Origin of the sequence: Streptomyces sp. NPDC085481, assembly GCF_044541845.1 — a bacterium.
Classification (GTDB): Bacteria; Actinomycetota; Actinomycetes; order Streptomycetales; family Streptomycetaceae; genus Streptomyces.
Genome location: NZ_JBITTJ010000021.1, coordinates 83,505 through 105,407 on the forward strand (window position 1 = coordinate 83,505; position 21,903 = coordinate 105,407).

The 21,903-nt window shown below is 66.4% G+C and carries 18 protein-coding genes and 6 pseudogenes; 14 read left to right on the forward strand and 10 right to left on the reverse strand.

All coding sequences use genetic code 11. The annotated features are described in order from the left end of the window. Window positions 1–390: 390 nt before the first annotated feature. Window positions 391–873: a DedA family protein gene (locus tag ACIGEZ_RS32305; RefSeq protein ID WP_399838340.1), complete on the forward strand. Its 483-nt coding sequence runs from the start codon at window positions 391–393 to the stop codon at window positions 871–873. Between the two features lie 763 nt (window positions 874–1,636). Then, entirely contained in the window at window positions 1,637–2,623 is a 987-nt protein-coding gene (locus ACIGEZ_RS32310; protein WP_399838343.1) for an aldo/keto reductase, read from the forward strand. Window positions 2,624–3,130: 507 nt separating this feature from the next. Here ACIGEZ_RS32310 and ACIGEZ_RS32315 read toward each other — a convergent pair. Next, the gene (locus tag ACIGEZ_RS32315; RefSeq protein WP_399838346.1) at window positions 3,131–3,589 is read right to left on the reverse strand and encodes a hypothetical protein; all 459 of its coding nucleotides are present in this window, start codon (window positions 3,587–3,589) and stop codon (window positions 3,131–3,133) included. Window positions 3,590–3,606: 17 nt separating this feature from the next. Here ACIGEZ_RS32315 and ACIGEZ_RS32320 point away from each other — a divergent pair, with 17 nt between their 5' ends. After that, on the forward strand, window positions 3,607–4,080 hold the full coding sequence (locus ACIGEZ_RS32320; protein ID WP_399838349.1) for a nuclear transport factor 2 family protein: 474 nt from the start codon (window positions 3,607–3,609) through the stop codon (window positions 4,078–4,080). A 273-nt stretch (window positions 4,081–4,353) separates the two neighbouring features. On the opposite strand, the pseudogene istB reads toward ACIGEZ_RS32320, so the two are convergent. Together istB and istA are read right to left on the reverse strand one after the other, a co-directional pair. After that, a pseudogene (gene istB / locus ACIGEZ_RS32325) lies at window positions 4,354–5,151 on the reverse strand (IS21-like element helper ATPase IstB). Beyond that, window positions 5,148–6,805: pseudogene (istA, locus tag ACIGEZ_RS32330) on the reverse strand (IS21 family transposase). Before istA ends, istB begins: the two co-directional pseudogenes overlap by 4 nt. 280 nt (window positions 6,806–7,085) lie before the next feature. On the opposite strand from istA, the gene ACIGEZ_RS32335 reads away from it, so the two are divergent. Beyond that, entirely contained in the window at window positions 7,086–7,718 is a 633-nt protein-coding gene (locus ACIGEZ_RS32335; protein ID WP_399838352.1) for a DUF4241 domain-containing protein, read from the forward strand. Between the two features lie 123 nt (window positions 7,719–7,841). Here the strand turns inward: ACIGEZ_RS32335 and ACIGEZ_RS32340 are convergent, their stop codons facing one another. From ACIGEZ_RS32340 to ACIGEZ_RS32355, 4 genes and pseudogenes are all read right to left on the reverse strand, one after another. Continuing rightward, a complete protein-coding gene (locus tag ACIGEZ_RS32340; RefSeq protein ID WP_399838355.1) occupies window positions 7,842–8,216 on the reverse strand; it encodes a transposase in 375 nt (124 codons plus the stop codon). Continuing rightward, window positions 8,176–9,432, reverse strand: coding sequence for an ISL3 family transposase (locus tag ACIGEZ_RS32345; RefSeq protein WP_399838357.1), 1,257 nt, complete (start codon window positions 9,430–9,432; stop codon window positions 8,176–8,178). The genes ACIGEZ_RS32340 and ACIGEZ_RS32345 overlap by 41 nt, the downstream gene beginning before the upstream one ends. Before the next feature lie 287 nt (window positions 9,433–9,719). After that, complete coding sequence (locus ACIGEZ_RS32350) at window positions 9,720–10,172, reverse strand: GNAT family N-acetyltransferase (protein WP_399838359.1); 453 nt, start codon at window positions 10,170–10,172, stop codon at window positions 9,720–9,722. A gap of 119 nt (window positions 10,173–10,291) precedes the next feature. Then, window positions 10,292–10,792 (reverse strand): annotated as a pseudogene (locus ACIGEZ_RS32355) (ATP-binding protein); the annotation flags it as partial. A 23-nt stretch (window positions 10,793–10,815) separates the two neighbouring features. Here ACIGEZ_RS32355 and ACIGEZ_RS32360 point away from each other — a divergent pair. Continuing rightward, window positions 10,816–10,983, forward strand: a pseudogene (locus ACIGEZ_RS32360) (ATP-binding protein); the annotation flags it as partial. Between the two features lie 16 nt (window positions 10,984–10,999). Continuing rightward, a complete protein-coding gene (locus ACIGEZ_RS32365; protein ID WP_399838403.1) occupies window positions 11,000–12,811 on the forward strand; it encodes an RHS repeat-associated core domain-containing protein in 1,812 nt (603 codons plus the stop codon). Here ACIGEZ_RS32365 and ACIGEZ_RS32370 read toward each other — a convergent pair. Next, window positions 12,756–14,214: pseudogene (locus ACIGEZ_RS32370) on the reverse strand (NF041680 family putative transposase). The gene ACIGEZ_RS32365 and the pseudogene ACIGEZ_RS32370 overlap by 56 nt on opposite strands. Window positions 14,215–14,520: 306 nt before the next feature. On the opposite strand from ACIGEZ_RS32370, the gene ACIGEZ_RS32375 reads away from it, so the two are divergent. From ACIGEZ_RS32375 to ACIGEZ_RS32395, 5 genes and pseudogenes are all read left to right on the forward strand, one after another. Then, on the forward strand, window positions 14,521–14,796 hold the full coding sequence (locus ACIGEZ_RS32375) for a hypothetical protein (RefSeq protein ID WP_399838362.1): 276 nt from the start codon (window positions 14,521–14,523) through the stop codon (window positions 14,794–14,796). A gap of 18 nt (window positions 14,797–14,814) precedes the next feature. Further along, window positions 14,815–15,357: a hypothetical protein gene (locus tag ACIGEZ_RS32380; protein WP_399838365.1), complete on the forward strand. Its 543-nt coding sequence runs from the start codon at window positions 14,815–14,817 to the stop codon at window positions 15,355–15,357. Between the two features lie 135 nt (window positions 15,358–15,492). Beyond that, entirely contained in the window at window positions 15,493–16,053 is a 561-nt protein-coding gene (locus ACIGEZ_RS32385; RefSeq protein ID WP_399838368.1) for a hypothetical protein, read from the forward strand. A 428-nt stretch (window positions 16,054–16,481) separates the two neighbouring features. Next, window positions 16,482–16,679: pseudogene (locus ACIGEZ_RS32390) on the forward strand (ATP-binding protein); the annotation flags it as partial. An 85-nt stretch (window positions 16,680–16,764) separates the two neighbouring features. Continuing rightward, the gene (locus ACIGEZ_RS32395; RefSeq protein WP_399838370.1) at window positions 16,765–17,235 is read left to right on the forward strand and encodes a DUF5959 family protein; all 471 of its coding nucleotides are present in this window, start codon (window positions 16,765–16,767) and stop codon (window positions 17,233–17,235) included. Window positions 17,236–17,555: 320 nt separating this feature from the next. Here the strand turns inward: ACIGEZ_RS32395 and ACIGEZ_RS32400 are convergent, their stop codons facing one another. Beyond that, complete coding sequence (locus ACIGEZ_RS32400) at window positions 17,556–18,305, reverse strand: transposase family protein (protein WP_399838373.1); 750 nt, start codon at window positions 18,303–18,305, stop codon at window positions 17,556–17,558. 424 nt (window positions 18,306–18,729) lie between these two features. On the opposite strand from ACIGEZ_RS32400, the gene ACIGEZ_RS32405 reads away from it, so the two are divergent. Both ACIGEZ_RS32405 and ACIGEZ_RS32410 read left to right on the forward strand, forming a co-directional pair. Continuing rightward, on the forward strand, window positions 18,730–19,218 hold the full coding sequence (locus tag ACIGEZ_RS32405) for a hypothetical protein (RefSeq protein WP_399838375.1): 489 nt from the start codon (window positions 18,730–18,732) through the stop codon (window positions 19,216–19,218). Window positions 19,219–19,233: 15 nt separating this feature from the next. Continuing rightward, window positions 19,234–19,914 carry a hypothetical protein gene (locus ACIGEZ_RS32410; protein ID WP_399838378.1) on the forward strand — a complete coding sequence of 227 codons (681 nt, stop codon included), beginning with the start codon at window positions 19,234–19,236 and terminating at the stop codon, window positions 19,912–19,914. Between the two features lie 328 nt (window positions 19,915–20,242). Here the strand turns inward: ACIGEZ_RS32410 and ACIGEZ_RS32415 are convergent, their stop codons facing one another. Next, window positions 20,243–21,085, reverse strand: a complete 843-nt coding sequence (locus ACIGEZ_RS32415) for a TniB family NTP-binding protein (RefSeq protein WP_399838381.1) — start codon at window positions 21,083–21,085, stop codon at window positions 20,243–20,245. Window positions 21,086–21,376: 291 nt separating this feature from the next. Here ACIGEZ_RS32415 and ACIGEZ_RS32420 point away from each other — a divergent pair. Next, window positions 21,377–21,903 (forward strand): hypothetical protein (locus tag ACIGEZ_RS32420; RefSeq protein WP_399838384.1); only part of this gene is annotated, 527 nt, incomplete at its 3' end.

Genomic DNA, 21,903 nt, shown 5'->3' on the forward strand with positions numbered 1-21,903 from the left:
CGCGCAGGGGGCACCGCCTGAGGCCGGCGCAACGGGACCGCCGTGCTGCCCGCCCCCCCCGGGCCGTCGTCACTGCGGGCACCCCACGCATCCTTGCCGGGGCCCAGCGCCGTGCACCGGGGCACGCGCGTTCGGTTAATGTGGCCATGCTGGCGAGCATGGCGGGAGAGCACGGCCGCAAACCCCCGGGGCTGACCGGGCTCCGCGTCAGGTTCGGGTAGCGGCAGCGGCCACGGCGCAAACGCAGGCAGGGACAGAGAACCGGCAGAGGCAGACCACAGGTGAGACATGCAGACCAGGCGTGTACCCGTCGCGGGCCCGCTGGGACGGGTCAGAGAGAACAGGTGACGGACGGAGCGGGCCTGGGCCCGACGCCGAGGGCGAGGCGGCGTGGATAGGGTCGTGCTCACGGCCGCCGCCTTGTATGTCATCGTTTTGCTGCGCGCCGGAGGGACGTTCGCCGTCGGTTGGCTCGCCGGTGCCGGTGCCAGGCGGAGCAGGCTCGCCGGGCGGATCTCCTCGGCCAGGTTCCTGCGCGCGGAACGGGCGATTCAGCGGTGGGGCGCTCCGGTGGTGGCCGTCTCCTTCCTGACCGTCGGTTTCCAGACCGCCGCCAACTTCCTGGCAGGCAGCATGCGTATGCCCTTGCCGCGCTACCTTCTGGCCCTGTTCGTCGGGGGAGCGTGCTGGGCGTTGGTCTACGCCACCGCCGGGCTCGGGGCGCTCGAGGTGCTGGTCCGACTGTTCTCCGGGCGGACGGCACTCGGTGTGGCCGTGGTGGCCGCCTTCCTTCTCGCGGTCGCAGGTGCGGCGGCGTACCGGCGAAGAAGAGCGACTGTGTCCCCCCGCGATGGTGCGTCCGAAGAATCCTGAAAACCTGCTCCGCGCCTTGGACACCGGGCACGAGCGCTGGCGTCCGGCAGCCAGCCCCAGTCGTCGGTCGGCGCCGGCTCCGGCACCGCCACCCCTCGCGAGCGTCGCCGCCTCCTACGCTTCGCTAGCCCGTGACCTATGGCCGTGGACCTGTGGCCTGTCCGCGTGCTCGGCATTGCGGGTCTGTGGGGCCGGCTCCGTCTTTCGCGGGTCCCGGTTTGGCGCTATCGAGCCGTAGTGAAGTCACTCGTCGAAGAGTCCGGCAGGCGCCCTGTTCCACAGAACGGTGATGCCGACGAGGGAGGGGCGATGTCGACAAGTTCGGGTTCTGGCCCAACTCCTATGGTGTTGGGCCCCGTGGGCCGGCACCGTCTCGGCACAAGCCGCCGACCTGTAGACCTCCTTGCTCGACGGCCGCGATCGGCTGAGCGACCGGTCCAGACCACAGAAGTTGAGCCGGAGCCCGAATCGGGAGGCATCAGGGTTCTTGCCGGTGCGGCATCGGGATGTTCCTGGTGAAAGGGAGCTGTTACCCCCCTCGCCGGCACCCGGTGGGAGGAGCGCCCCCGCTGACATGTCGGCGCGCACGGATACACACACGGCCGGCGCACGCCGCCACCCGCAGGGGTGGTTGTGCGCAGGCCTCAGGTAGGGGGTCGGCTCGGTCTCGGGATGCGGGGCGCGACGCTTCAGTTGACATGGAGTGCACTCCAACTCCTAGCGTCCCGATCTGAAGACTTTCCCGAGCTCAGGAGGCAGCAGCATGACGACCATCCCCACCCGGCACCTGGGCAGCCTGCCGGTCTCCGCGCAGGGCCTGGGATGCATGGGCATGAGCCACGGATACGGTGCCTCGGACGACGCGCAGTCCATCGCGACGCTGCACCACGCTCTCGACCTCGGGGTGACCTTGCTGGACACCGCCGACTTCTACGGTGCCGGGCACAACGAGCAACTGATCGGACGAGCCGTCGCCGGGCGCCGCGACGAGGTGGTGCTGGCCACGAAGTTCGGCTTCGCCAACCGTCTCGGCGAGCCGACCCGGGTACGCGGGGACGCCGCCTACGTGCGGCAGGCGTGCGAGGCGTCGCTGCGCCGGCTCGGGGTCGACCACATCGACCTCTACTACCAGCACCGGGTCGATCCGCAGGTGCCGATCGAGGAGACCGTCGGCGCCATGGCCGAACTCGTGCAGGCCGGGAAGGTCCGCCACCTCGGACTGTCCGAGGCCGGGGCGGGCACTATCCGGCGGGCGCACGCGGTGCACCCGATCGCCGCGCTGCAAAGCGAGTGGTCACTGTGGACCCGCGACCTCGAGACGCAGATCGCCCCGGTCTGCCGCGAGCTGGGGATCGGCCTGGTCCCGTTCTCTCCGCTTGGGCGCGGCTTCCTGACGGGCCGCTACAGCTCGGTCGACGCCCTGGCCGAGAGCGATGTGCGGCGCAGCCAGCCGCGTTTCGCCGACGGCAACCTCGAGCGGAACCTGGCGATCGTCGCGAAGCTCGACGAGCTCGCGGCAGCCAAGGCAGTCACCACCGGCCAGCTGGCCCTGGCCTGGGTACAGCACCGGGGCGAGGACGTGGTGCCGATCCCCGGCACGCGGCGGCAGCGCTACCTGGAGGAGAACCTCGCGGCCCTGGCCCTGGAACTGTCCGCCGAGGACCTCGCCGCGATCGAGGCCGCCGCTCCGCGCGAGCAGATCGCGGGCACCCGCTACGACGCCACCAGCATCACCTTCGTCGACAACTGAACCGCCACTGCCCCCCCGGCTACCCAGTCGGCCCGGTCGAAGCGCTTCGGAAACGCTCGTTGCCAAGCGACGAGACCACCCGCTTCAACACGCGAACGCCGCCGCCGAGTTCCGCCAACACGGTGGACGCCCGGTGCGCTTCAGGACCGCCGGCGTGCTGCTCATGCTGGTGTGCGTAGCGGGCCGGGGCCCTGTGCGAGTACGGCTGTCTCGGCGGGCTGTCGCCCGTCGCCGCTGTGCCGCAGCCGCAGCCGCAGCCGCAGCCGCAGCCGCAGCCGCAGCTGCAGTCGCAGCCGTAGCTGCAGTCGAGGCGGCGTGGTGTTGGCCTGTGGTTCTCGGTGGAAGGTGGCGGATCGTCAGCGTGTAGCCGAGCCGGTCACCTAGACGAGTAGGTTCGATGTCTTCGTCGGTGGTCGTAGGTGATGAGTGATCGTGTGCTGGCTGTGTTGTTGGCTCGGTTGTGCCGGATCGCTGTGGTCAGGGTGGGGATGCGTTGTCCGACGCGGGTCAGGACTCCGGTTGGGGTTGTGGCTCGGTGGTGTTCGAGGTTCGGCTGGCCTTTGAGGGTGTCGTTGACCGGCTCGATCGGCTGCCGGATCGGCTTGAGCAGTGTTCGCCGGGCCGGGGTTTCTTGTTGCGGTAGCTCGGCCGCAGCAGGGTCAGGCCGTGGTCGGCCATGAGGTGTTTGGAGACGTGGCCTTTGTCGCGGATGCCGGTCTGTCCGGGGTGGGTGGTCGGCGGATCGGCGTCCTGGGTGAGTATGTCGGCCAGGACTTCCTGCTCGTCCGCCTTCGGGTTGGCTGGCTGTGTCACTCTCCAGGGATGTCGTTTCGGGGCGGGTTCGGGAGTCACTCGCGCCGTTCTTCCGTGATCAATGTCGATGAGAATCGATGTCACTGGGGCAGCAAGACGCAGGCGCTCGGATGGGTGCGGCGTCAACAAAGCTGTCGCGGTGCCCTTGATCATTCTGATACGACATGGGGATGGTTACTGAAGCGCTGGATCCCACAGACCGTCTCTTTGCCGAGCGAGCGTGCGAACGCCTCATCGTCGAGTTTGTCCACAAGCTCGACCTCGGTGATCCGGGCGACGTGGCCGATCTCTTCACGGATGTCGGGGTTTGGGAGTGGGCGGAAGGCGACCGCCGGATTGAGGGCCGTGACGCACTTCGATCGTATTTCGCTGGTCGGCCCGCGGACCGGCTCTCGCGTCGGATATGCACGAACATCCTGGTCACCGTCACATCGGCGTCGACGGCCACCGCGACCACCTACTTCACGACGTACCGTGTCGACGGACATGCCGGTGGTTTCGTGCCCCCGCGGGCCCCGACGCAGGTCGGTCACTACGAGGACACGTTCCTCAAGGTCGAGGGCCGTTGGCTTCTCAGTTCTCGGTCCTTGTATCTGGCTTTTGCCGGACCGACCGAGCGCCTTGAAGCAACCGCCGAGCAGTGAGGCCGCCATGGTGTGAGGCACCGGGTGAGCGTCATAGGCGGGGACTCTGAAGGGAGCTGTGTTGCGGCAGCCCGTCGGGGCTGCCGCAGCGCGAGGGGGGACTGGCGTGCGGACGGCCGGGGCCGCCCGCCTGCTCATGATGAGAGCCGGCACGTCCCGTCGAGGGCGCTTCCGGCGTCGCCTGCGGCGATGACCTTCGGTCACCCTTGACCGGCCATACCGGCTCTGGGTTTCGGCTGGCTGTCGGGCGGCCCCTCCCGTGTGGGGCCCGGTTCAGCTGGTGGCGGCCTGCTCGGCCAGGGCTTTGGAGTGGGCGAGGCGGTAGGACTCGGTGCCGGTCTGGATGATCGCGCCGTTGAAGGTGAGCCGGTCGGCGATGGCCGCGCAGAGCCGGGGGTCAGTGAAGGTCTTCGTCCAGCCGCTGAAGGACTCGTTGGAGGCGATGGCGACGCTGTTCTTCTCCTCACGTTCGGTCAGGACCTGGAACAGCAGTTCAGCGCCTCGGCGGTCGAGTTCCATCTATCGGAGTTCGTCGATGCAGAGGAGGCCGACGCGGCCGTAGCGGGCGATTGTCTTGGACAGCTGCTTCTCGTCGGGCACGTCGGCGGCCTCGACCAGCTCGTTGACGAGTTTGGTGGCCAGTACGTAGCGGACGCGGAAGACCTGCATGGCGGCCTCGGTGCCCAGGGCGATCAGCAGGTGGGACTTGCCCGTGCCGCAGTCGCCGATCAGGCAGAGCGGTCGCCCTTCTTGACCCACTCGCAGGTCGCGAGCGGGTTGACGGTGGCCGGGTCGACGTTGGGGTTGGCGTCGAAGTCGAAGGCCCGCAGGCTCTTCTCGCGGGGGAAGGCCGCGGCCCGGATGCGGCGTTCGGACCGGCGCCGGGCCCGGTCGTCGCACTCGGCCATCAGCAGTTCGGCGAGGAAGGGCCCGGTAGGACATCTGCTCGCGGGCAGCGCTGTCGGCCTGGTCCTTGAACTGCTGGTGGATGGTGGGCAGCCGCAGCATGCGGCATGCCTGGTCGATGGAAGTGGTGGCGGCTTCTTTCGTTAGCTCGCGCTTGCGCGTCATGATCCTTCTTTCTCGCCGGCCGTGCGGCCAGGCCGTTGCAGGAGCTGGTCGTAGTGGGCCACCGAGGGAAGCGGCCGGGTGTCGGGCGGGAGGTGAGACAGACGCCAGTCGGCGAGGAAGGTCACCGACGCGGTCGGCCCCTCGTTCTTCGTCGCCGCCCGCGCTGTCCCGGGGCGGGCCGGCGGCGCCGGTTCCGCGTCCGATTCGGCGAGTTTGCGGGCTTCCAGGGCGACCGCATCGGTGGTCAGGGCCCCCGCCCGGTGGGCGGCTGCCAGCCCGGCGACGACCTGCTCGTGGTCCATGTGCCGGGCCAGCAGCAGCACGTCGATCAACGCCCGGGTACCGGCGGCGTCGCCGGGGGCGGCCTTCGCCGCGGACCACCACTTGTCGTGGACAGGGGTGAAGCGACCCGCGGAACGGGCCCTGCTCCAGCGCGGTCGAACCGGGGAGGGCACCCGGCTTGCGCAACAACGCTTCCTGATAGTGGTCCAGGACCAGGCGGGAGCCGTTCCGGCCGCCGAGACGCTCGTGCGGGGTGACCATGTTGCGGCCGTCATAGACGATCAGGTCGTTGGCGTGCAGCAGCACCCGCAGCTGGCGGCCGATGAAGGGGGCCGGCACTGAGTAGACATTGCCGGCGGACGCTGATCTGGCTGAACCGGTCGACCCTCGGGGTGAACCAGCGCCCCGTCTCGAACGGCTCGGTCGGCAAGGGCGCCAGCAGGTGCTGTTCGGCCGCGAAGTAGTCGCCGATGGTGCGGGTGCGGTCTCGCAGCCGTCGTGCCTCGTCGTCCTGGTCCCACCGGTCGACCATCTCGTTCAGCTCGGTGAGCGAGGCGACCTCAGGAACGGGAACGAAGTGGTTGCGGCGGAAGTAGCCGATCTGCCCCTCGACACCGCTCTTCTCGTGGGCGCCCTCGATACCAGGCCGGCAGTAGAACGCCTCAACGCCCCAGTGCGAGCGGAACGCCGTGCAACGGTCTGCCTCCACCCGGCCCCGGTAGAAGCCCAGCACCCGCTCGACCGCAGCCCGCAGGTTGTCGTAGCGGATGTGCCTGCGCGGAATGCCGCCCATGACCCGAAACGCATGCACGTGACCTTCGAAGAAGGCTTCCTGACCTGCGGTGGCGAACACCCGGTGCACTGCCTTGCCGGAGTACGACAGTCTCAGCGAGAACAGGTAGAGCCGGGTCGTCTCACCGGCCAGGACCACATGGACCTCACCGAAGTGGACCTCGGCCTCAGCCCCCGGCAGGTGGGTCTGCGGCACGAACATCGCCTGCGGACCGATCCCCGCGTCCCGCCTGACCTGCGGTCGACGGTCCTTCACATAGGTTCGGACCATGGGGTACGAGATGTCATCTGCACCGTGCTCGTCCACGAGACGATCGAAGATCCGTTGGGTGGTGTGCCGCTGCTTGGACGGCGCGTCCAAGTCCGCTCGAAGGATCTCGTCGATCAGCGGCTTGTAAGGATCCAGCCGGGACTCCCGGCGTCGATGCTGCCTGCGAGGCTCCGGCCACTGACCGTCGAGCGCCCGCCGCGCCGTCCGCCAGGTGACGTGCTTGCGCTGCAAAGCCCGCTGCGACATGCCACCGCGGTGGTCACGGCGGATCGCTGCGTACAGATCGACCTTCGACTGCGACGTCCCCATAAGGCCCCCAGGGGCAGAAGCACACCCCACCGTCCGACCGCAAGCCCCTCGGTGACTTCAAAACAAGGTTCTGGCACAGATCTTGGGGAGCGATCACGGATTGCGACGATGCAAGAAGTGCCGATGTCAGCGGGTCCACGTAGCTTTCGGTTGACCGCCCGGCCGGGTGGCGAGGAGGGAGTGAGACATGGAGTGGGTCAGGGACGCGCGGCTGGCAGCTGGGCCTGAGGCCACCTGGTACTTGGAGGCGGCTTTCACGCCCGGTGCTCACCTTGGGACGGTGTACGACGATCCGATGACGCCGGTAGTCGTGACGGGCATCGAGGAGCTGACGACGATCCGCGTACCGAGCGGCCGGCTTGTCGTCGATGCGCCATGGCCCGACGACCAGGTCTGGGAGTACCAGAGGGGGCTGCCGACCAAGCCCCCGCGGGAGCTGGCGGTGCGCATTCCCCCGGGCGTCTACCGGGTAGTGATCGCGTGGACGGCAGGCCCGTACGAGTTCATGGGCGAGCACGTCGACGGTGTTGAGTGCGCCGCGACGCGCCTGTGCATCAGCGACGACCCTGTCGTCGGATGGGAGATGGGCCTGAGTGTCGAGGACGACATCGCCCGGCTTCAGCCGGGCGAGGAGCCCCGCTTCTTCTCCGATGCTAATGTCGGCTGCTTCGCCGATGCAGGCGCGTGGACGACCTTGTCTGCACCGTTTCGCACGTTCATAGACGGGGTCCCTGCCCCGCGCGATTCTGAGCAGCTGGCCGACGGGTGCGAACGGGTACGCGATGAGTCGCAGCAAGCCGATCTGGTCACGTTCGGGGCTGAGTCGGGCGGCGTCGTCTGGTTGGGCCGCACGAAGACCGGCGACGTGGCGGCGATCGTCGTCACCAGCGGCATGCCCGATGCCAAAGCATGACATCGCTGCCGCCTCTCCCTGTCCTGCAAGTCGCGCAGCCGGACGTGGCTGCCCGCTTTCACTGGGAGGAACAGCCTGAGGAAAGGTACCGGGAGTCGCACCTCGAATAGCCACTGCGAGGCACTACTGCAGCAGGATCATCTTCCGGAGCAGGTGGAAGCTGGCTCGGCCGTAGAGCTGTCTCTTGATCTTCTTGATGCGGTTCACGGCTCCCTCGACGCTGCCCGAGCTCCAGTCCAAGGTGAGGCCAGCGATCACGGCGTCGAGGTCTCGCCGCAGGTGGAGCGCGAAGCCAGTGAGCCCGGGCAGCCGGCTGGCTTCGACTGCGTCGATCCAGGCAGGGAGCGTGGCGCCGAGGCGGTCGGTGAGCATCTCGCCGAAGTCGCGGACATGTCCGGCAGCCGTGTCCAGTTCCGGACAACGGGTCAAAAGGTCCTTGAGGCCGATGCGGTCCTCCTCATTCAGGGTGGCGGGGTGGCGGGTGAGCCAGCCGGTCACCTGCCGTACGGTCGCTGGCCGTGGCGGTGCGGCGGACGGGTCCCTGCGCAACGTGGCGATGTGGCTCGGACCATGCCGTAGGTGACGGGAGCCTGCTCGGCGACCAGTTCGCCGTGGAGTTGGGTGACGCTGGTGCATCCCTCGGTGAATCGTCGTTCGAGGTAGGGCTTGTAGGATCGAGTCTGCTGGGCCGGGGCCGGTTCTCGCGGATGGTGTCCTGCCAGCGTGAGGCGTTCGCGTACCGGAGGACGGTGTTGAGGCCCCAGCCCAGGTGCCGGGCGATCGCCCGGCGTGAGTGGCCTTGGGCGAGCATCTCGTGGACGAGAGCGTGTGCTGCCTTCTTTCGCTCAGCCCGTCGGCCGACGGGCTCCGAGTCGTCCTGCGGCCGATCGGAAGCTGGTGGGTTGTCCTGCGGCAGCACGCCGCTGGGTGTCGGGGTACGCAGGCAGTCGCGGTGAGCGGCGACGCAGGTCTCTACCGCCCGGCCGAGGCCCTGCCACAGATGGAACCGGTCAACGACCTGCAGAGCATCGGGGGCTCCTCGTCGGGCGCCCTCGGCGTGGGCGCCTGCCCGATCCCGACAGATGATCTCCACGCCGGGGTGGCGGTCCAGCCAGTCGGCCAGTGGCCCGGATTCTCGCGTTGGGAGAACATCGACCACGCGGCGGTCTTCGACGCTGGTCAGCACGGTGGAGTAGGTCTGGCCGCGACGGAGCGCGAAGTCGTCCACGCCCAGTACCCGCGGAGTGCTGAACCGCGGGTCGGCCAGTGCCATGACCCTGCGTAACAAGGCCATCCGTCCCGCACCGAAGCCCAGCTGGGCCGCCAGCCGAGCGCCAGCCCGCCCCGCCAGGGCGAGCCCCACCCGTTCCAGGGCCCGGTTGAGCCGCGAGGTGAACCGTGAGTGAGGGACAGTCAGCCGGGGGAACGGCTCGGCGAACGTCCGGCGTGGGCAGTCGCCCGACCCGCAGATGAAGCGCCTGACCGTCAGCCGGATCACAAGGCCCTGGTCAGCCAGAGGAAGGTCCCTCAGCCTGCGCTGGTAACGGTCGTGGACTCGGTCCGAGAAGCGGCCGCAGCCCGGGCATGAAGCGCCGCCTGCGTGACCTCTCGCCACTACTTCGATCGTGCCGAAGGCGGCCGTAACCGCTTCGACCTCCACATCGGCGATCTCCTCGAACACCAGCGGGCTCCAGAGCCGTGCGTTGGTCTGCATGACCAGCACCATCACCGTCCACTGCCAACCACAGCGGCGAACGAGAGGAACCTGAGGGAGCGTCACTTCCGGCTGTCAGCGACATGGCGCACGCCGTCTCGCACGAGCCGGCTCCTCACAATCGAACACCGAGGTAACGCTCCGCGACTGCTCCCCAAGATCTGTGCCAGAACCGAGAAATGACGGCACGGTCGCGTCTGGGACGTGTCACGGCCGGCACTCATCACCGGGATGGGGTTCGTCAGTGAGGGGGGCCATGTCCGTGCTGCGGCCGGGAGGGGGGATCTTTATGGCGTCATGTCACGCAGGTCAGGGCGGTTCCTGGGCAGTCCGAAGCCAGCCATCTGCTTCTCCTCGTAGGACAGGAAGCCAAGGCTCCGGTAGAACGCGTGATTGCGCTTGCCTTCCGGTGACAACTCGTGGTCTGTGGAGAGGAGGAAGAAGCGGCAGTGCGAGTAGCGCTGCATGAGGTGCTCGACTAGGGCCCGGCCGACGCCCTGCCGGTGATGCGCCGGGTTGACCACGACGTCCTGGACGTAGCAGATGTGCTCGTCGTCGGAGACCGTCCGGGCCAGCCCGAGGAGCGTTCCTGAACCGTCTCGTGCGGCGATGACGAGGTGAGAGTTCCGCAGGCCGCGGCAGAGCTTGTCGACGTCGGCGGTGTAGCCCTCCCAGCCGACCGAGTCGTAGAGGCTCAGCATCTCATCAGGATCGAAAACGCCCTCTTCCGCGATGAACACGCCAAACCCCCTGCGGCTGTGCCGCTTGTCGATGCCGATCTCTCACCGCATCTGACTTCACGCTCGTCAGCCACGTCAAGATCGACAACAGTCGGCCTCAGCCAGTCTTGGCGGGTTCCTCAGCTCGGGCTCGGGCTGGCGAGGCGGTAGGAGTCGGTGCCGGTCGCGATGATGGTGCCGTTGAAGGTCAGCCGGTCGACGATGGCCGCGCAGAGCCGGGGGTCGGTGAACGTCTTGGTCCAGCCTCCGAACGACTCGTTGGAGGCGATGGCGACGCTGTTCTTCTCCTCGCGTTCGGTCAGGACCTGGAAGAGGAGTTCGGCGCCGTGGCGGTCGAGTTCCATGTAGCCGAGTTCGTCGATGCAGAGGAGATCGACGCGGCCGTAGCGGGCGATGGTCTTGTTCAGCTGCTTCTCGTCCGCAGCCTCCACCCGCTCGTTGACCAGCTTCGTGGCGAGCGTGTAGCGGACGCGGTAGCCCTTCATCGCGGCCTCGGTGCCCAGCGCGATGAGCATGTGAGACTTGCCGGTGCCAGAGTCGCCGATTAGGCAGAGCGGCTGGCTCTTCTTGATCCATTCGCAGCTGGCGAGGGTGTGGATGGTGGCCGGGTCGATGTTCGGAGTTCTCCGACATCGCCGACCGGGCGATCTAGGACCAGATGACCTACCGCGGCTTCCTCGCCGAACTGCTGATGGCCGAGTGCGATGACCGGGCCCGCCGCAGGTCGGAGAGGCGGATCAAGGCAGCGGGCTTCCCACGAGAGAAGTCCCTGCGGTCCTTCGACTTCGACGACCCGCCAGACCGAGAAGCTCTCGGCCACCGACCAGATCACCACCTCGTTCGGCTACGACGCGAACGGCAACCGCACGCGCCTCACCGACGGCCGCGGCAACACCACCACCTACTCCTTCAACGCGTGGAACCTGCCCGAATCCACCACCGAACCCATCACGCCGCAGCACCCGGCGCTGGGCGACCGCACCTGGACCACCACATACGACGCCGCCGGACAGGAAGTCACTGAACTGCTCCCTGGCAACGTCACGCGCCAGCGCACCTACGACGGCCTTGGCAACCTCACCGCCGAAACCGGCACCGGCGCCGCAGCCGCGACTGAGCCCCGCAGTCTGACGTACGACCTGGACGGACGCCTCACCAGCGCCGCCACCACCAGCGGCAAGGCCCCCAACACCTACACCTACAACGCCCGCGGCCAGCTCCTGCACGCCCAGGGGCCCTCCGGCGAGACTCAGTACACCTACGACGCCGACGGCGCCATGACCGCGCGCACCGACGCCGCCGGCCGCACCGCCTACACCTACGACCCGGCCGGGCGCCTCGATGCCGCCAACGACCCTCTCACCGGCACGCAGGTCCGCTACGAATTCGACGCTGCCGGCCGGCCGACCCTCGAGCGGTACGCCCGGCCTGGTGCAGACGGACAGTTCAGCGTCGGCGCGCAGCGCAGCTACGGCTACGACGACCTCGGCCGCCTGACCTCCGACACCGTCACCAACACCGGAACGGGCGCGCCGGTCACCGGCATCACCTACAGCTATGACGACGCCGACCACCAGACGAAGAAGACCACCACCGGCACCGCAGGCGCCTCAACCAACACCTACACATACGACCTCGCCGGCCGTATGGACTCCTGGACCAACGGCACTAGCACCATCCCCTACGTCTGGGACAAGGCCGGCAACCTTATCCAGCAAGGCACCACCAGCGCGGTCTATGACGCCCGCAACCGCCTGGAGACCTGGGGTACCGACAGCTACACCTACACAGCCCGCGGCACCACCGACTCCGTCACCACAAACGGCACCACTCGAACCGTCACCTCCGACGCCTTCGAATGCACCATCACCAACGGACCCAACACCTACACCTACGGCTCCCTCGACCGCGTCCTCACCGCAGGCGGCACCGCCTTCACTTACGACGGCGGCTCCAACAACCTCACCACCGACAACACCACCACCTACACACGCACTCCTGGCGGTGCACTTCTCGCCAGCACACCCAAGACGAACACGGCCCTCGCACAGCTCGCGGTTACCGACCAGCACACCGACCTCATCGCCAGCCTGAGCTCCGACGGCACCACCGTCCAGGCATCCCGCGCCTACGACCCCTTCGGCAAGACCACCGCGACCACCGGCACCAACCCCGCCCTCGGCTATCAGTCCGGCTGGACTGACGACGCCACCGGCGAGGTCAACATGGCCGCCCGCTGGTACCAGCCCGGCACCGGCAACTTCACCTCCCGCGACACCTGGCAGCTCGAACCGACCCCCTCAGCGCAGACGAATCGATATGGCTACGGGTCGGCCAACCCGCTCAGCAACGTGGACCCCACCGGGCACATGAGCCTGGGAACCAAGACTCGGACCGTATTCAAGAGGAAGGGTTCTGGTCAGGTACACACGTCGGCTCGGGGCGTCAGTACACGTGGAGGCTGGGGGTTCGCGAGGTCTCTCTTCTCGCGTGTTAGCTGGGCATCGGCCATCGTTGACGTATTTGTAGCTGATCCGGTGCTTGTCGTCGCTTGGGCGCCGAGGTATCCGGCTAGCTTGATCTTTAACTTGTGCGGCGTGGGCGAGGAGAAGTGGACTTCTTCGCTTTCGGTTTCGTGATGCCCGTTTTGCGGACTGTGTGGACGTCGTGGCGTGGGGTCGGCCGGGTGTTCTTGCGTCCGGGTGGTCGTCCGGGACCGGGGCGGGAGGATTTCGGTGCTCCGGCGGGACAGGCGGTCTTCGGTCGGAGGTGCCGGAAGTCGCGGCGGACTCGGGCAGGGGTGAGTCTGTCGGTCGGGGGCCGGTTTCTCCCACGGCCGGCGAAGGTCGGCGGCGAGCGGGCGGGCGAGCCGGAGCTGGGTGAAGGCCGCGAGGATCAGCCAGGTCCAGCGGTCGGCGGCCTCCGGGGTTCGGATCTTCGGACAGGTCCAGCCCAGGGTCTGCTTGAACAGGCGGAAGGTGTGCTCGATGTCGAAGCGCCGTAGGAAGGCTTGCCAGAGCAGGTCGACCTGGGCGGCGGTGGCGTCGGTGCCCGACCACCACAGCCATACCGGCTTGGGGGTGGCGCCGATGGGCAGGCGCTCGACCTTCAGGAGGATCACGGTGCCCTCGATCACCGGCAGCGCACCCAGCTGGGCGGTCCAGGCGGAGCGATGGGTCAGCCTCGGGTGGAGCCGGTCCCAGGCCCGGGCGGCTGCGACACCGTAGAGGCGGGTCTCCGTCACGGTCGCCGCGTCAGGGGTGTTCCAGGTGGCGGGGTCGCCGAACACGAACTCGCCACCGTGGCGGGGCGGACGGCCCCGGGTGCCGGGCTCACGGGGTGGTGCCACCCGGCGCAGGACGCGGTCCGAGCGCATCCGGCCCAGCACCTGCACCGGCAGATCCCTGAGCAGGAAGGCCAGGCGGGGCACGTCGTAACCGGCGTCCACCACGATCAGGATGTCCGGGTCGCCGCCTCGCCACTGCCCGGCGCTGACGAGCCGCTCGAGCAGTTCACGCATCTGCCCAGCGGTGACCGTGGCGGCGTCGTCACCCGGTGCGAGACGCAGTGCATCCAACGGAGCGGTCCACGAGCTGCGGCCCGTCTCCAGCGCGCAGATCACCGAGTACGGCCAGCCGGGGACGGGAATGTGCTGGTCCTTGCCGCGTCCGTAGGTGTGGCACAGGATCCGTTGTGGTGAGGTGTGCGCGTCGGGCCGCAGCCAGCAGGTGATGTCGGCGGCCAGCACCAGCCGCCCGTCCGCCGCCCGTGGCAAAGGCACTGTGGCCAGTGCCCGACGCAGCCGGGCCACCTCCACCCGGCCGGCGGCCAAGGCGTCGTAGAGCCCGCCATGCCCACGACGGTGTTCGCCCACCAGCGACAGCTCCACCAGCGACCGGACCGGGCCGTCCGCACACAGCACGGCGTCGGCCAGCTCGAACAGAGCGTCCGCACGTCTGGTCAGGCAGGAGTAGAACTCGCCCCGGAAGCGTGACAGTTCCTCGAACGGATCCTGCCGGCCAGCTTGATGCAGCAGACTCATCCCCACGGCCTTCGTGCTGAGCGTGTGTGTTCCTTGGTCGGAGCACATGCTCAGCCGAAGGCCGCCTGCACGTACGGCAGTTACCAGACCGGGTGATCAAGTACGAGAGGCCGTTCGACGCCCGAGGTTAAAGATCAAGCTAGCAGTCCTCCTTCGGCCGGTGACCGTGGGCGAGGCGGAGGCCAGCAATGCAGGACCAACTGCAGCAAGGGGAAGCCGAAGGGTCCTGGAGGTTCGGCTGGCACCTCCAGCTCCGGTAGCGGCGGCGGTAGCGGCGGTGGCACTCGGTCGATTGAAAAGCCGCAAGTGCCTCAGAACGTCAACGGTGGAAAGAATCCCAAGCCTGCACCAGAACGGGAAGCGCCCAAGCCTGAATTCAAGGACGGCAAGTGGGAAATCGGGGACGGCTGGGAAGTCATTTTCGCCGCCCAGTGCCTCCTGTCTCTTCTTAATGGTGAGCAGGAGGAATTCTCCCCGGAAGAAGTCTGTTCCGGAGGTCTTCTGGGGTTTCAGTGCACAGCAGGTGGAAATCTCCTCGATCCCGAGACGGGCGTCACATACTGCAATCCTGCCGGTGGGTAAGGAGTTGGAAACACCTGTGTGCCCCTTTCTGATGTGCTGCCGTCAAGTTCTGGAAACCTGAGGCTTGTAACCCTTCAAGACCTTGCGAATCGTGCTAAAGCGCTCGCTGATGAGATCCATGGAAAGATCCCTTGGTTCAAGGTGAGGGAGTGGTTCAAGGTGACAGCGGTGACCTTTGCTGCGAGACGGGATGGGTCAGTGGTGGCAGTTGTCTCGGGGTCTGGAAGGGGTCTGGAGTCTGCGTCAGTGGAGCATGTCCAATCCCTGACCACGCACGATGAGTTCGGCCGGCCTAATATGGTTCTTGCGACAAACATCCCAGATACTCACGCGGAGAGGAACGCGGTCATCTATATGGCGGAGAATGATCTGCGGCCACTCGCTGGAGCTGCCTATCTAAATGCCTGTTCGCCAGAGGGGTGCAATGAACTCGTCCAGAAGGTGGGTGCTACGATGTACGGCCCGATTACTATTGCGACGAAGAAGAAGATCCCAGGCCAAGCTCAGTACTTCTGGGGCGACTATCAGGCGTGGTCAAGGTACGTAGAGCACGGGGAGTAGAGGGAGAGCGTACAGATGGATTGGGCGCGAGACGAGCTGCTGGTCCAGCAGGTAGGCGAAATGGGGCAGTCTCAGAGGTATGAGGCTGCAGCCATTGCCTTGCGGCGGCTTCAGGCTCCACTGCTTCATATCCCGATGCCTGCGGAGTGGGGTATCCCTCCCCAGGCTGTGGAATCAATCGTCCAGTGCGGGCAAGTTGAGCTAGGTGCGGTAGATACCCAGGGGCTCCATGCCGCAATTTCTGAGGTAGCTGAAGCGCCGTTCTTCGGGGACGAACTCTCGCCGAATTTCTGCGAGGAAATCCAACTGGACACTCTCACGGCTTGGATGGCACTCGAGGAAGTCCTGAGTGAAATGGATGAATCGACTGTGTTCGAGATCATCCGTACGGTCAGGGGGGTGGCCAAGTACGTCGATGAATGGATGACCAATCCGAAGTTGGAATTCGATGGAGAATCTGCAAGGCAGGCGTACCTTTCGGCTATGTCTGACGATCTCCGTGCCTTTGGTCTAGGGTATTTCGGCTCCCGTAACATTGACCTTGAGCGGCAATGTCATGAGATGATTCGGGGGATCTCTGGAAATGAGAGTGTGTTCGAGCTGAAGGAAGGGCGAGACCTCTTGGAGAAGTGTGACGAGTACTCGAGTGAGGTCAGCTCTGTTCTTCTCCGTTACCGACTTGAGAGCGGAGCATGAAGGCGTACCTGGGGGAGTTCGCGAAGGGCTGGCGCACGCCGATCTGGTGGTAGTCCCAGCTCTCGTAGGGGCTTGTGCGCGAGGGTGGGGCGCGTCGACGAGGAGCGCGGACGGCGGCTCTGTGCGCTGTGTCCGACAAGCTCGTCGTGCCCGGTCCGACAGGCCTGTCCCGCGCCACTTCAGGCGGGCCATTTTCCGACAGGGAGAGCGCGGCGCTGCTGGCTGGCGCGGACGGGACGAGTAGTCCCGCCTCCACTCCCACTGGTGACAGCGGGGGCGGGGACACCGTGAGCTCGGCGTCGGCGAGCCGCGTGGGGGCCACGCCCCCAAGGGCTTCCGGTGAGCACAGGGCGAGCTGTTCGTGGTCCGGTCACGACGCCACCCCCTTGTGGGAGGGGAAGCTTGGCGGGAGGCCCGTCGATGGGGAACGGACCGTACGGGGCTTCATCATCCTGACCTCGAACAAGACCTTCAGCGAGTGGGGCCAGGTGTTCGGCGACGAGGTCCTTGCCACCGCCATCCTCGACCGCCTCCTCCACCACTGCGACGTCATCTCCATCAACGGCCCCAGCTACCGGCTGAAGAACCGCCTCATGGCCATCGATCGAGACGACGACGTTGCCTGATCCGGGCCGGCGATCCCGCGAGAAGCACGCGTCCGCCGGTAGGAGACGATGCAGCCCACACCAGCGCACGAAAGCGAGCAACTTCATGACGGAACCCGCTCCGATGGACCTGATCCACCTCGCCGATCCGGACGGGAATCGCTGCGTCGTGCGCGTCACGGGACGGTCCCAGCCGGGCGCGCTGACCGGCCACGACATCCTGCACGCGGACGTACTCGCCTCCGCGAGCTTCGTGGACGCCCGGCTCGACCTTTACCTCTTCCAGCACGACCTGGACTCCTGGGAGCAGGAGCTGTCCAACCTAGGACCGGGCCAAACAGCCAGCATCGGCGGAGACCGCGGCCTGTGCCTTGACATCCACGTGCACGAAGACGGCTGGCTGTCGATCCAGGTCAGCGACCCGGACCGCCTTACGGCGGTCCTGGGAACCCGACCCCAGGGAGACTGGATCGCGGAGCACCGCGGGCGCCTGGAACAGGTCCGGCAGACCTGGCCCCGCGAAGTCATCGAGACGGCACCAGGAACCTACGAGTGGAGCTCCAACCGCAAGCGGTGACCACCTGATCCCAGCAACCGACATGACGCATTCAAGTTCAGTAGTCACGGTCTGGGCCCCTATGACCAAGAGCCCACCACCCTCAGGTAACCCCGGACGTGGCAACCAGCCGTCCAGGACGAACTGCGGCAGCGGAAAGCCGAAGGGCCCCGGAGGTTCCGCTGGCAGCTCCAGTGGCGGTGGTGGCGGTGGTACTCGGTCGATTGAAAAGCCGCAAGTACCCCAGAACGTCAATGGCGGAAAGAATCCCCAGCCCGCACCTGACAAGCCGGCACCCCAGCGCGAGTTTGAGGACGGGAAGTGGAAATTCGTGAGCGTTTTCAGCGTTGCCGCTCCAGGGTGAGGACGGCTTTGGTGATGACGGTCATGCGGTTGGGGCTGATGCGGGATCTGCGGAAGATCTGCCACGACTTCAGTCGCGCCATGCCGCGTTCGACCGGTGCCCGGGCTGCGGCCAGGGCCCGGTTGACGGTGCGCTGGGTGAGGGTGAGTTCACCGCCCGGTGGGCGTTTGAGTCCGGTGGTGACCCAGGGGCCGGCGCCTTGGTAGGCGCGGTCGGCGAGGACGGGAACGCCCTGACGCTCGCAGATCCGGATGATGCGGTGGGTGCGGGCTGCGGTCAGGTCGTGGGTGCGGCCGGGCAGTGCGGGCGAGATCCACAGCACCTCACCGGCGGGATCGGTGACGACCTGGACGTTCACGCCGTGCCGGCGGTGCTTGGCCGAGTAGTCGGCCCGGCTGTCGCCGACGCGGTCGCACTCGGCGAGTGTCCCGTCCAGCAGGACGAACTCCGGATCACGCTCGCGCAGTGTCTTGAGCAAGCCCGGCGCCCGTTCAGCGAGCAGGCCGGTCACGGCGGTGACATACGCGTGTACGGTGCCGACCGATATCCCGAAACCGGCCGCGATCCGGGCGAGGGTGTCGTGGCGACGTAGGTACACCAGAGCGACGAGCGCCCGCTGGTGCGGCGGGAGTTTGCACCGCCGGTCACCCTCACGGGTGACGATGAGCATCGTGACCCACTCGACCAGCCGGTGCGGGAGGTCGAGTACGGCAGGATAGGGAACCAACAGGGCTCCTACGCTGATGGGTTGAGACTTCGAACACCTCCCCCAACGGCACGGGAGCCTTGTGCGTTGCGGCCCTCATCTCGGTCTCGTCGGCCTCACCTGATCGGTGGCCTCGTTGAAAACGCTCGGTGATAACTGGGATGTAATCTACGCAGCCGAGTACCTTCTGGCCCTTCTGAACAGCGAGCAGGGAGAGTTCACCCCGGAGGAGGTTTGCTCTGGAGGGCTTCCGGGGTTCCAGTGCACAGCTAGTGGAAATCTCCTTGACCCAGAAACCGGCGTTACCTACTGCAACCCAGCTGGGGGGCAGGGAACGGGAAATACCTGCGTTCCATTCTGGGAGGCGCTTGGTTCCAAGGTTGGTGGTAGTTCTGGATTCGCGAACTGCAAGACAACGGAATGCACTCCGGAGCAGCTCGCTGTCATGGCTAAGCTCCTTGCCGACGAGATCCACGACAAGATCACAGGCTATTGGAAGATCAAGACCATCTGGACAACAACAGCCGTAACGATGGCGTCGCGGCAGGATGGCTCGATTGTTGCAGTGGTGTCTGGTGCGGGTAAGAGGGGACTGACAGCCGAACAGTTGGAGTACGTGGAATCTATTACCACCACTGATGAGCAAGGTCGCCCCAACATGGTGGCGCTATCGCCATGGATGAAGGAGGCTCATGCCGAGACAACCGCGGTACACTACATTGCGTCCAACGGGCTAACCCCGATTGCTGGCGCGACTAACCGTAACGCCCGCCCTGCTCCCATGGGGTGTGAAGACTTCCTGCCGCAGGTTGGCGCAGTCCAAACAGGGCCAGTGACAGCGGGGTCAAAGCAAAAAGTTCCAGGCCAGGCCATCTGTATTTGGCGAGATTATGGCACCTGGAATGAATTCCTTGGGGCTCAGGGCTATCGGTAATTGGCGGTCAAATTGGTGGACTGGTACAACGATGAGCGTCTTGCTGGTGAAGTAAGAAGCATGACGCCCGTGCAACGCCGAAAAGCGGCCATCCTGGCTCTGCGGCGTCTTCAGCAGCCGTTGACTGGATTAGCCATGCCACAAGAGTGGGGGGTCGACAGTCAGGTCCTGAAAGCAGTCCTGCGGGCAGGTGAATCGGCTCTGAAGAACGCCTATGATGGCTCGCTGCATGCTGCCGTCGAGGAGATTTTGAGGGCCCCAATCTTTGCAGATGAGGAGGATGATCTTTACGCAGAGGGAAACCAAGAGCTTCAACTGGAGGTTCTGGCTGCCTGGATCAACCTGTGCGAAGTTTGGGAGGAGATGCGCGAGGGTGCAACCAAGAGCCTTCTCATGAAGGTGCGGCAGTTGACGATTGGTGAGGATGCGGGCGTCCAACAATCTCTTTCGGTGATCTCAGGTGAGGCTGAACGTCAGGCTTATCTGGATGGCGTCGACAGAACACTTGCCGAGTATGGGCTTGGATATTTTGGCACTCGGAATATCGAAATCGAGCGAAGATGTAATGACGTGATCCTGGGGTCCTCGGACGACATGGAGCTCTGGGCAAGCAGGGACGGGCGAGAAGTTCAGCAACTCTGCGACGAATTCAGTAGCGAGATCTTGTCGGTCCTGCAAGACAGCTCCTCGTTCTGATCTCGACGCCCTTGCTCTTCTTCTGGCCGTCGCGCCCGGCAGGCAGCGCGGAACCGGAAGGCGGCCGCGACTGCGCATGCTGCCGCCCTGACCAGGACCTGGGACACGGGCGACATCATGCCCCTCGCCCCGGACGCCCTGGTCTGTCGGATCTCGGGCCGGCGGTAACGCTGGGAGGGGGGTTTGTTGGTAGACGGGGTGGTGGCTGTCCTGGGGTGTTGCTGGTTTGCTGAGAGGTGGAATTGACGGCTTGAGCAGGTTGGTCGAGGTGTGTGGGCTGGGGTTATGCGTTCTGTGTTGAGTGGGGCGGGGTTTGTTGTAGGTAGTTCTAGTGTGTAAAGGCCCGGCTGGTGTTTGTACTGGTCAGAGCTGTTCTGCCTGCCTGGCAGGTGGGCCTATCGGCCTCGGCGGGGGCGGTGGTGGGTTTCGGCGAGGTGGTCGAGTCGTACCGCGTCGAGGGCCGCTTTGGTGATTCTTTCGGTGCCGTCGCAGATGGCGGCTTGGCGGATGAGCTTGTTAGGCTTCCGATACGGCCGGCGGTGCGCTGGTGGAGGTAGGGGGCGTGCCGGGGGAGTTGGAGGTCGAGGGCGTTTTCGATGTCGGTGATGACATCGCGAAATGGTTCGTTCTGTCCATGGCGGGCGGGGAGGGGGCCGCAGTGGACGAGGGTGGCGCGTCCGGCGAGTTGGGCGCCTCGCACGCCGGTGAACAGGGGTGTGTCGGTGACGTTGATGCCTGCGTAGACGAACGTGGCGGGGAGGCGCTCGCTGAGGTCTTTGATCAGGTCGGCGGTTTGGGCGCCGGTGGTGGTGCGGGGGTTGAGGCGGTGGATCTCGTCGATCATCACCAGCTGTACACCGGCTTGGGTGTAGGTGTGTGGCAGACGGCGTCGGTGATCTGGGTCTGGGTCATGCGGGCTGTGACGGGGATGCCGAGGTAGCGGGCGAATTCGGTGACGAGGGTTTTCACGGTCGCACCCGGGCGGGACCAGGACATACGCGACGGGTACCGCGGCGTGCGCTGATCCGGGCGGTGCGGGGTTTTTGAGGGTGTGGGCGAGGTGGCAGGTGCGGCCGACGTTGAGGAGCGCGGTCGTTTTCCCTGCTGCGGCGGGTCCGGTGACGATCAGTGAGGGCCGGGCGGTGGTCTGCTGGTGGCGGCCGAGGATCATCAGGGTGCGGACCTGGGTGGCGAGGGTACGGATGGTGACGAACGCGGAGTGGTAGGCCAGGCGTTCCTCTGTGCTGCGGGGCGGGTCGCCAGGGCGGAGGGGGGGGCGGGTCGGTGGTGGCGAAGCGGTCCCAGCCTTGCCAGGTGGTCAGGGGCCAGGACAGCTCGGCCTCGCCGCTGTCGTCGGTGCCGCCTTGTGTGCTGTCCGTGCTTGTCTGGCTCGGGTTCACCATGTGGCAGCTTCCTCGTGTGCGTTGTAGAGCCCGAATCCGGCGGCCGGGGCGGGGCTGACGTGGTTGTCGGGCAGGTCGTCGAGGTCGTCGATGCTGTCGTCGTTGCCTTCGGCGTCTTGCTGCGCAGGGCTGTCGGTGGGTGCTTCGGTGTCGTGGTTCCGATCGCGGGCTGGGGGGAGCGGGATGTGGGCGGTGCGGGCCATGATGGCCTGCTCCGTTTTGGTGGCGTGGCCGCCGTGGACGCGGCGCATGAGCTGGTCGAGGGCGTCGGCGAGGCCGGCTTCGTACTGCTCGGTGTCACCGTGGTTGCTGTCAGCGGCCTGGGTGCGGATGTGCTGCCAGGTGCGTTCGTCGAAGGGCCAGTGGACGTGGTCGCGGTGGATCCACGGGATCTCGGTGAGTTCGCCGTCGGGAAGCCGGACCCAGATCTGGCGTACGTCGTGGGGGTTGTAGTGGATCTCCCATTTCCCGCTGCGGCCGGCGACCGGCCACCTGTGATGTGCCGGGTGGGTGTCAGTGGGTGGGTGTCAGTGACGGTATGTCAGGTCGGGGTGTTTTCGCTGGCTGGGGGAGGGGAGTGGGCGGG

Excerpts from the sequence above, each read along its gene's own strand:
- ACIGEZ_RS32310 (WP_399838343.1), top strand. The coding sequence starts at position 1,637 with ATGACGACCATCCCCACCCGGCACCTGGGCAGCCTGCCGGTCTCCGCG.
- ACIGEZ_RS32315 (WP_399838346.1), bottom strand. The coding sequence starts at position 3,589 with ATGATCAAGGGCACCGCGACAGCTTTGTTGACGCCGCACCCATCCGAG.
- ACIGEZ_RS32320 (WP_399838349.1), top strand. The coding sequence starts at position 3,607 with ATGGTTACTGAAGCGCTGGATCCCACAGACCGTCTCTTTGCCGAGCGA.
- ACIGEZ_RS32345 (WP_399838357.1), bottom strand. The coding sequence starts at position 9,432 with ATGCAGACCAACGCACGGCTCTGGAGCCCGCTGGTGTTCGAGGAGATC.
- ACIGEZ_RS32385 (WP_399838368.1), top strand. The coding sequence starts at position 15,493 with ATGCCTGCGGAGTGGGGTATCCCTCCCCAGGCTGTGGAATCAATCGTC.
- ACIGEZ_RS32395 (WP_399838370.1), top strand. The coding sequence starts at position 16,765 with ATGACGGAACCCGCTCCGATGGACCTGATCCACCTCGCCGATCCGGAC.
- ACIGEZ_RS32405 (WP_399838375.1), top strand. The coding sequence starts at position 18,730 with ATGGCTAAGCTCCTTGCCGACGAGATCCACGACAAGATCACAGGCTAT.
- ACIGEZ_RS32415 (WP_399838381.1), bottom strand. The coding sequence starts at position 21,085 with ATGATCCTCGGCCGCCACCAGCAGACCACCGCCCGGCCCTCACTGATC.